The following is a 7,878-nucleotide window of genomic DNA, read 5'->3' as shown; positions in this document are numbered from 1 at the left end:
CGGGGCAGTCGCTGATGGCCATGGATAGCCCCGTTAAGCATGAGTTTAGCTTTACCCCGGCACTGTCGCTGTTCGTTACCTGCGACAGTGCCGAACAGCTTAAGGCGGCCTACGGGCAATTACTGGACGGTGGTAAAGCTCATATGCCGGTGGATAACTACGGCTTTAGTGAGCTGTTTGCCTGGGTGGATGATCGTTATGGTGTGAGCTGGCAGCTGAATGTGGAATAAATGTATTGCTGAAACCCGCTAAAAGAATAACGAGGCTGTGTGTTAACGCGTTGCCCTAAAGCCGTGCTGGTGGCGTTTTTAACCCTCAGTTGGGCGCCGCTGCTGAGCGCGCAGGTGCTGTTGCCGTTTGCCAGCGACGGCTGCAGCTCGTTTCCCGATGGCACCTGGGCGCAGGAGCAATTGTGGCTGGCCTGCTGTGAGGCGCACGATCTGGCCTATTGGCAAGGCGGCACCTACCAACAGCGACTAGACGCCGACCTCGCCCTGGAGGCTTGTGTTGCCGAGGTGGGTGAGTCGGAAATTGCCTTGCTGATGCTTGCCGGTGTCCGTTTGGGTGGCAGCCCCTTGTTTAATACGCCCTATCGCTGGGGTTATGGCTGGCCCTACCCGCGTTGGTACGGTGAGCTGAGCGAGGCCGAGCAGCGCGAAGTGAGGCGGCTAATGCCTGCGCTGGGTTTGGAAGACTGATAAGCGGAGAAATTCCGGGTTCCCTCATGCCGTACAATACGGGCAAGAAACACAAGGGTCCCCGGTACTAGGGTTGGCGGCGGCCGGTACGAAAACTTGAGCGCCATCCAACCCCATTTTGTGCGCTAGTTCTTGTTTTTCATGGCCTGCTGTAGCAAAGCCCCCATGCTGCCCAGTGCGGCTTTGTTGTTGCCGCCTTGCGAGCCTTGGTTGCGCCCGCTGTCACGCTTGTTGCCGCGCGCGCGACGGGGCGTGTCACCACCGCCGGTTTTCTCGCCGGGGGTGTCATCCAGGCGCATCGATAGGCCGATGCGCTTGCGGTCTACGTCCACCTCCATCACTTTCACTTTGGCGATGTCGCCGGCTTTCACCACCTCGCGCGGGTCTTTGACAAAAGTGTTAGACAGCGCCGAGATATGCACCAGGCCGTCTTGATGCACGCCAATATCCACGAAGGCACCAAAGTTGGTGACGTTGGTAACAGTACCCTCCAAAATCATGCCAGGTTCCAGATCTTTTAGGGTTTCTACCCCTTCCTGAAACTTGGCGGTACGAAACTCGGGGCGAGGGTCGCGGCCGGGTTTGTCCAGCTCTTTTAGGATGTCGGTAATGGTGGGTAAGCCAAATTGCTCGCTGGTGTAGTCGGCCGCTTTCAGGCTACCTAAAAAGGCCGAGTCGCCAATAATGCCGGCGATATGACGCTCGTTTTTGCCGGCGATGGTTTCTACTACAGCGTACGATTCGGGGTGCACTGCCGAGGCGTCTAGCGGGTTGTCGCCGCCGGCGACGCGCAAAAAGCCCGCCGCTTGCTCAAAGGTTTTGGCGCCAAAGCGGGTGACCTTTTTCAGTTGCTCCCGGGAGCTAAAAGCGCCGTTTGTGTTGCGAAAATCGACAATATTGTTGGCAAGTGTGGTGTTTAGGCCAGAAACTCGCGCCAGTAGCGCGGCCGATGCGGTGTTCACTTCAACCCCCACGGCGTTTACACAGTCCTCTACCACCGCGTCCAGCGAGCGCGCCAGCTGGGTTTGCGATACATCGTGTTGGTACTGTCCCACACCGATGGATTTGGGGTCGATCTTCACCAGCTCGGCCAGCGGGTCTTGCAGCCGGCGGGCAATAGAGATCGCACCGCGAATGGTGACGTCTAAATCGGGAAACTCTTTGGCGGCAAATTCAGAGGCCGAGTACACCGAGGCGCCGGCCTCGTTCACCATCACCGGTTTGGCGGTTAGCTCGGGGTACTTTTTCAGCATATCTTTAACAAACTTCTCGGTCTCGCGGCTGGCGGTACCGTTGCCGATGGCGATTAGGTCGACATTGTGTTTTTGGCACAGGGCCGAGAGGATCTTCTCCGACTCGGCGGTGCGGTTTTGCGGCATGGTAGGGAAAATGGCGCAGTGATCCAGCACTTTACCGGTGGCGTCTACCACCGCCACTTTAACCCCGGTACGCAGCCCGGGGTCGAGGCCAATGGTGGCTTTCTGTCCGGCGGGTGCGGCCAGCAGTAAGTCGTTAAGGTTTGAGGCAAACACCTTAATAGCGCCCTCTTCGGCGCGATCGCGCAGCTCGCCCAGCAAGTCGGTCTCGAGGTGAGTAAGTAGCTTAACGCGCCAGGCCCAGCGCACCACTTCAGATAACCATTTGTCCGCTGCCCGGCCGCTGTCGCGAATGCGCCAGTGATCGGCCACCATGGCTTCGCACGGGTGCGAGCTGGCGGGCTCGTTGGGGTCGCCCACGGTAATGGCAATGGTCAGTACACCCTCGTTTCGCCCGCGGAACATGGCCAGCGCCCTGTGCGAGGGGGTCGACTTAAGGGGCTCGTCGTGCTCAAAGTAGTCGCGAAACTTCTGTACTTCCTGAGAGGTGTCGGTGTCTTTGCCGTTGGCAACGCGCGCAGTGATGTTAGCTTCTTTCTGTAAAAAGTCGCGCAATTTGGCCAAAAGGTCGGCATCTTCGCTGAACTTCTCCATCAGGATAAACTTGGCGCCATCCAGCGCGGCCTTGCTGTCCCCTATCTTGTGCTCGGGGTTGAGGTACTTTGCGGCCTCGGTTTCGGGGTCTAGGGTCGGGTCGGCCAGCAGGCCCTCGGCCAGTGGCTCGAGCCCGGCCTCAATGGCGATCTGGCCCTTGGTGCGACGCTTGGGTTTGTAGGGAAGGTACAAATCCTCCAGCCGGGTTTTGGTGTCGGCCGCGCGAATCTCGCTCTCGAGTACCGGGGTAAGCTTTTCTTGCTCGGCGACACTTTTTAAGATGGCCTCGCGGCGGTCTTCCAGTTCGCGCAAATAACGCAAACGCTCTTCCAGGTTACGCATCTGGGTGTCGTCCAGGCCGCCGGTGACCTCTTTGCGGTAGCGGGAGATAAACGGCACCGTGGCCCCTTCGTCCAGCAGTGCGACGGCGGCGTCTACCTGCTGTTCGCGTACACTCAGCTCGTCGGCGATACGTTGAAAAATACTGCTCATGGATCTTGCCTATTTAATTCAAGGAGTCTTGTGGGCCACCTGCGCGGCGTTTTCAGCATTATGCGTAAAACCCGCCATGATAACAGTCTTGAAATGCAGTGGGGTTTGTGCATTTTGCGCAAGCGCACAGAGTGTGTGGGCCCCGAAGGTGGTTAAATAGAGTGCACTGGGCAATGAACCCCACCCGATCCGCAGGGTCGAGAACTAAGACAATGGCAAAAGGAGGTGGGCGCAGGTGATAAAACAATGCTGTTTGGCTTTGATGTTATTGGCGGACGGAGGCTCTACGCTGGCCGTGGCCGCTGATAAAGTGGCGTATGACCCGGAATTTGCTCAGGCGAGCCTGCAGCAATTAAACAGCGCGTTGGCGCGGCTGGAGCCACAGAGCCCTTTAACGACAGAGGTGGCGCTAACGTCGGCCCACAATGCCGGGGAGGACGAGGATATGATCTCGCGCACCGGCCGGGCCCGGGCCATTGTCAAGGACAGTGATGAGGGCCTTAGCCTGAGTTACTCTGGTGAGTTGTTGCAACAGATGACGCGTGAGGCACAAGAGCGGGCGGATGACCCGGACGCGGCCACCCCGACATTGGACGGCGTTGATGAGCTGACCTTGCCCACTGTGCAGCCGATGTTACGGGCCGCCGCGGCGATTCGCCAAGAGCTGCAAACGGCTGAGTACCTCGGCGCCGAGGAAGATAGTTATCAGGGAAAGCGCGCCCGGCGGCTGGAGTTTAACCTAAGCGACGAGCGCTTAACCAAGCGCCAGCGCAAATACGTGAAAGAATACGACGGCTCTTACACCGTCTGGATCGATGAACAGGGCAACCCACTGGCCAGTCGCACCCGCATGAGTGCCCGGGGGCGGGCGTTTATCGTGATCAGTTTTACCATTACAATAGAGTCTGACAGTCATTACCGGGTTCACGATGATAGGTTGATTACAACCCGCCGCGCGGATTATCAATTGTCGAGCGGCGCCGGTGAGCGCTCCGAACGCCTGGTGAATAAAACCCTGGAGGTAATCGATGAATGAAACCGTGGTGGTAAGCAGTGGTTATGTGGTTGGCTGGGGTACGCTGGCGTTAATTAACGCCGGCCTGGCGCAGGGCAAAAATCGCAGCGGCCTCGCGTGGTTTTTATTGTCGCTGTTGCTTGGCCCCATTGCCACCTTGGTGTTGGTGCTACTCGGCAAACCCAATCGTCCCTTTGGATAAAAGAGTCAGCTATGGGCTATTTCGTAAACCGCTTGGCGGTCGTTGTCTGGTTATTGTGTTGCAGTGTTACGGTGTTAGCCGCACCACTTGAGACACTGATCGAAGAGCAAACCCGCGCTTACAACAACCACGATGTCAGTGCCTATTCGGGTTACTTTCACCCGGATGTTGAGGTGTACAACTACCCCGATCACCCCATTACCGCCGGTAAAGGAGCGCTGATTGAAGCGACCGGAAAAACCTTTAAAGAGCGCAAACCGCAAGCCGTGGTAGAGAATGTTATTGTCCTTGGCGACAAAGTCGTCACGCTGGAGCTGGCCAGTTTTAGTGTCGGTGGTGCGCGTCAAAGCGCCAAAGTCATTAAAATTTACCAGTTTCAAGACGGCCTGATACGCCGTATGACGTTTATGAATTAATGACGAGTTAACTTAAGTAGAGAGCTTATGGCACTGACTGATGATGAACGCCAGTACTGGGATCTGGTGGACGATTTTATTTCCCGCGCTAACGAACACTGCGACAATGTCGACCCAAGTATGGTCAGTGCCGCCATGCTGCAAGCGGCCTCGCGCTTTAATGCTTTTATTGTTGCCAGCTCTTCGGTCGATCGCAAAGAGTACACCGACGAGCTCGATGCATCACTGCGTTACCTGACCAATCAGTATCGCGATTACTTGCGGGACAACCTCGAAGACTACCGGGAAAACTTTAAAGTTTATACCCGCACCGACGGCGACGAGCCAAACAACAACGCATAAGGCTAGGTGTTGCTAAGGTGACAACAACCACAAAGGGTAAGGCTTGTTCACATCGCCGGCTATTAGCGGCGATATTGCTGGCGGGTTTCGCGTTTGTTAATCAGGCTCAGGCAACTGACTGGGTATCACTGGTTTGGCAAAATGATTTATTTACCGGTCGTGATGGCGGCGGTTATACCAATGGCATTTTTGCTTCGCTATATCAGGTGGCAGACTCCGGGCCGATCGATGAGCCAGTGCTGACTAAGCCCCTAAGCTGGATGTTAAACGACCGCTTTGAGCTGGCTTTTAACGAACACTCTATTGGTCAGGCGATGGTGACGCCGGCCGATATTACCAAGCCGGTGCCCGACCCCAACGATGTTCCTTACGCGGGCCTGTTAATCTATCGGGCCAGTCGCGTGGTGGTGGATGGCAATATTGCTGATATGATCCGCACGACAGTGGGGGTGGTGGGGCCGGCATCATTGGCCGAGCAGTCGCAAAAGTTTATTCATAAAGTGGTTGGCTCAAAGGAGCCGCAAGGCTGGGATTATCAGCTAAAAAATGAGCCCGTTTTTGCCCTGCGCAGGGCCCGCGTATGGCGCCAGGAATTAAGCCGAATGGCCGATGTGGTTTTACTCGCGCAGGCGCGCGCCGGTAATTTAGAGTCCGCCGTGGGCGGCGGCGCGATTGTGCGTTTTGGTCACGGGTTACAACGCAGCTTTGCCACCACCTTGTTGCAACAGGGGCGCACCAGTAGCCCGGCAGCGGTTGAGCGTGGCTGGTATGTGTACGCAGGTTTTGAAGCCGATTATGTGTTTAATAATATATTGGTGAACGGCAATACCTATCGTGAAAGTCCCTCATCTGATTTGCGCCATGAACAAATGAGTTTTACCGCTGGTATCAGTTATGCCTGGGATGACGTTAGCCTGACGTTTGGTTACAAGTCCGGCACCAAAATAGATACTCACGCCTCATCTCGCGATAACTTTGGTACGCTAAGTCTCGCCTGGAAACTATAGATGCAAACAGCTCTAGTGATTGGCTATGTGTGGCCCGAGCCCAATTCATCGGCGGCCGGCCGGCGTATTCTCGATTTAATTGATGCTTTTCAGGCCGATGGCACGGATGTGCATTTTGCCTCGGCCGCCTCACCGACCGATCATCAATGCGATTTAACCGCGCTTAAGGTAACGCCGCACGCTATCGCGCTTAATTGCGATAGCTTTGAGCGTTGGCTGGTTGAGTTAGCGCCCGATGTGGTGGTGTTTGATCGTTTTGTGACGGAAGAGCAGTTTGGCTGGCGAGTTGCCACTGCTGCTCCCGAGGCGCTGCGGGTATTGGATACCGAAGACCTACACAGTTTGCGCGCGGCCCGCGAATTGGCTTTAAAGCGTTCGCTCGCGGGGCGTGCCGGGGCGGATGTTCCGCCGGTAAACGCAGGCGGTGCCGAGTTGTTTGCACTGATGCGCGAAGACGATATGCTGCTGCGCGAGTTGGCGGCTATCTTTCGCTGCGATCTTAGTCTAATGATTTCAAGCTTTGAAACTTCGTTGCTCGTTGATTATTGTCAGGTACCGGCCGAGTTGTTGTACCACCTTCCTTTTACTGTTGATGCGACCATCACCAATGCCCCCGGATTTACCGCGCGCGAGCACTTTGTCAGTATTGGCAATTTTCGCCATCGCCCCAATTGGGATGCGGTGCTGTGGTTAAAGCAGCATGTATGGCCTGCCATTCGCCGGCAGTTGCCCCGCGCCGAGCTGCATATTTACGGCGCCTACCCGCCGCCCAAGGCCACCGCGTTACACAACAAACAACAGGGTTTTTTAGTGAAGGGGTGGGCCGATGATGCACTGACTACCGTTGCCGGGCACCGTGTGTTGTTGGCGCCGCTGCGGGTAGGGGCGGGGATTAAAGGTAAATTACTGGATGCCATGCTAACGGCAACGCCCAGTGTCACAACCGCGATTGGCGCCGAAAGTATGCACGGCGATAGCGACTGGCCAGGTGCCGTGGCGAATAGCTCGGCGGCGCTTGCCGCAGAGGCCGTGCGCTTGTATCAAAGCGAAACTGACTGGCGGCGGGCCTCCGGTGCCTGCGCCCCTTTGCTGGCACAAGAGTATCAGCGCGCCCGTTTGGCGCCGGCGTTTATGGCGTTTCTGCGCGAGCGCCACAGCCATTTGGCGCAGTGGCGGCGCGACAATATTCTGGGTGCTTTATTTAATTATCACAGTGTGCGCAGTACTGAATTTATGTCGCGCTGGATTGAAGTGAAAACCCGTTTAGCCAAGAGCCTCTAGTCGGGGGTGTCCTTTCTTTTAAGTGGGCTGGAAAACTGTAAGATTATAAAGTTAGTCACCGACAGTACCAGTGCGATTTCGTAGCGATTGTAGGCAACCGATACGCCGATAGCGCCAGTGTTCCAAATGCTGGCCGCCGTTGCCGTGCCCACGGTATGATCGTTATTTTTTAAAATAGCGCCACCACCAATAAAGCCAATGCCGGTAATAATGCCGTACATTACTTTAGCCTCGGCATCTGAGCCGGAAAACACCTGAATGCCCACCAGCATATAAGCACAGGCCGCCAGTGCGACTAACGGAAAGGTTCGCAAGCCGGCGCCGCGTGCACTTTGCTCGCGGTTAAACGCCATAGGCAGCGCCAGTAGTAGCGCGATACCTAGGCGTATTAAATGCTCGATAATTTCTTGTAGGCTTAAATCAAAGCTCATGGATGCTTCCTGATGATGGGCTAT

10 protein-coding genes are annotated in these 7,878 nt (G+C 56.1%); 8 read left to right on the top strand and 2 right to left on the bottom strand.

What is annotated here, in order from left to right:
• Both AAC019_RS05125 and AAC019_RS05120 read left to right on the top strand, forming a co-directional pair.
• The coding region (locus AAC019_RS05125; RefSeq protein WP_339897513.1) for a VOC family protein at positions 1-230 on the top strand (230 nt) is incomplete at its 5' end.
• 39 nt (positions 231-269) lie between these two features.
• Positions 270-698, top strand: coding sequence for an FAD-binding oxidoreductase (locus tag AAC019_RS05120; RefSeq protein ID WP_339897512.1), 429 nt, complete (start codon positions 270-272; stop codon positions 696-698).
• A 125-nt stretch (positions 699-823) separates the two neighbouring features.
• Here AAC019_RS05120 and AAC019_RS05115 read toward each other — a convergent pair whose 3' ends face one another.
• On the bottom strand, positions 824-3,160 hold the full coding sequence (locus tag AAC019_RS05115) for a Tex family protein (protein ID WP_339897511.1): 2,337 nt from the start codon (positions 3,158-3,160) through the stop codon (positions 824-826).
• A gap of 235 nt (positions 3,161-3,395) precedes the next feature.
• On the opposite strand from AAC019_RS05115, the gene AAC019_RS05110 reads away from it, so the two are divergent.
• The 6 genes from AAC019_RS05110 to AAC019_RS05085 are packed head-to-tail and all read left to right on the top strand — an operon-like array spanning position 3,396 to position 7,423.
• Complete coding sequence (locus AAC019_RS05110) at positions 3,396-4,196, top strand: hypothetical protein (protein WP_339897510.1); 801 nt, start codon at positions 3,396-3,398, stop codon at positions 4,194-4,196.
• Positions 4,189-4,377 (top strand): antitermination protein NusB, encoded by a 189-nt coding sequence (locus AAC019_RS05105; protein WP_339897509.1) that lies wholly within the window; start codon positions 4,189-4,191, stop codon positions 4,375-4,377. Before AAC019_RS05110 ends, AAC019_RS05105 begins: the two co-directional genes overlap by 8 nt.
• An 11-nt stretch (positions 4,378-4,388) precedes the next feature.
• Entirely contained in the window at positions 4,389-4,793 is a 405-nt protein-coding gene (locus tag AAC019_RS05100) for a nuclear transport factor 2 family protein (RefSeq protein WP_339897508.1), read from the top strand.
• 27 nt (positions 4,794-4,820) lie between these two features.
• Complete coding sequence (locus tag AAC019_RS05095) at positions 4,821-5,135, top strand: DUF3144 domain-containing protein (RefSeq protein ID WP_339897507.1); 315 nt, start codon at positions 4,821-4,823, stop codon at positions 5,133-5,135.
• 17 nt (positions 5,136-5,152) lie between these two features.
• Positions 5,153-6,142, top strand: a complete 990-nt coding sequence (locus AAC019_RS05090) for a lipid A deacylase LpxR family protein (protein ID WP_339897506.1) — start codon at positions 5,153-5,155, stop codon at positions 6,140-6,142.
• Complete coding sequence (locus AAC019_RS05085) at positions 6,143-7,423, top strand: glycosyltransferase family 4 protein (protein WP_339897504.1); 1,281 nt, start codon at positions 6,143-6,145, stop codon at positions 7,421-7,423. It begins immediately after the preceding gene.
• Here the strand turns inward: AAC019_RS05085 and AAC019_RS05080 are convergent.
• On the bottom strand, positions 7,420-7,854 hold the full coding sequence (locus AAC019_RS05080; RefSeq protein ID WP_339897503.1) for an MgtC/SapB family protein: 435 nt from the start codon (positions 7,852-7,854) through the stop codon (positions 7,420-7,422). The two genes, AAC019_RS05085 and AAC019_RS05080, sit on opposite strands and share 4 nt — an antisense overlap.
• Positions 7,855-7,878: the final 24 nt, after the last annotated feature.

This window comes from uncultured Gilvimarinus sp., from assembly GCF_963975215.1.
In the GTDB taxonomy this organism is placed as follows: domain Bacteria; phylum Pseudomonadota; class Gammaproteobacteria; order Pseudomonadales; family Cellvibrionaceae; genus Gilvimarinus.
This window is presented reverse-complemented; position numbering and strand designations above follow the sequence as displayed.

Excerpts from the sequence above, each read along its gene's own strand:
- AAC019_RS05080 (WP_339897503.1), bottom strand. The coding sequence starts at position 7,854 with ATGAGCTTTGATTTAAGCCTACAAGAAATTATCGAGCATTTAATACGC.
- AAC019_RS05105 (WP_339897509.1), top strand. The coding sequence starts at position 4,189 with ATGAATGAAACCGTGGTGGTAAGCAGTGGTTATGTGGTTGGCTGGGGT.
- AAC019_RS05115 (WP_339897511.1), bottom strand. The coding sequence starts at position 3,160 with ATGAGCAGTATTTTTCAACGTATCGCCGACGAGCTGAGTGTACGCGAA.
- AAC019_RS05085 (WP_339897504.1), top strand. The coding sequence starts at position 6,143 with ATGCAAACAGCTCTAGTGATTGGCTATGTGTGGCCCGAGCCCAATTCA.
- AAC019_RS05095 (WP_339897507.1), top strand. The coding sequence starts at position 4,821 with ATGGCACTGACTGATGATGAACGCCAGTACTGGGATCTGGTGGACGAT.
- AAC019_RS05100 (WP_339897508.1), top strand. The coding sequence starts at position 4,389 with ATGGGCTATTTCGTAAACCGCTTGGCGGTCGTTGTCTGGTTATTGTGT.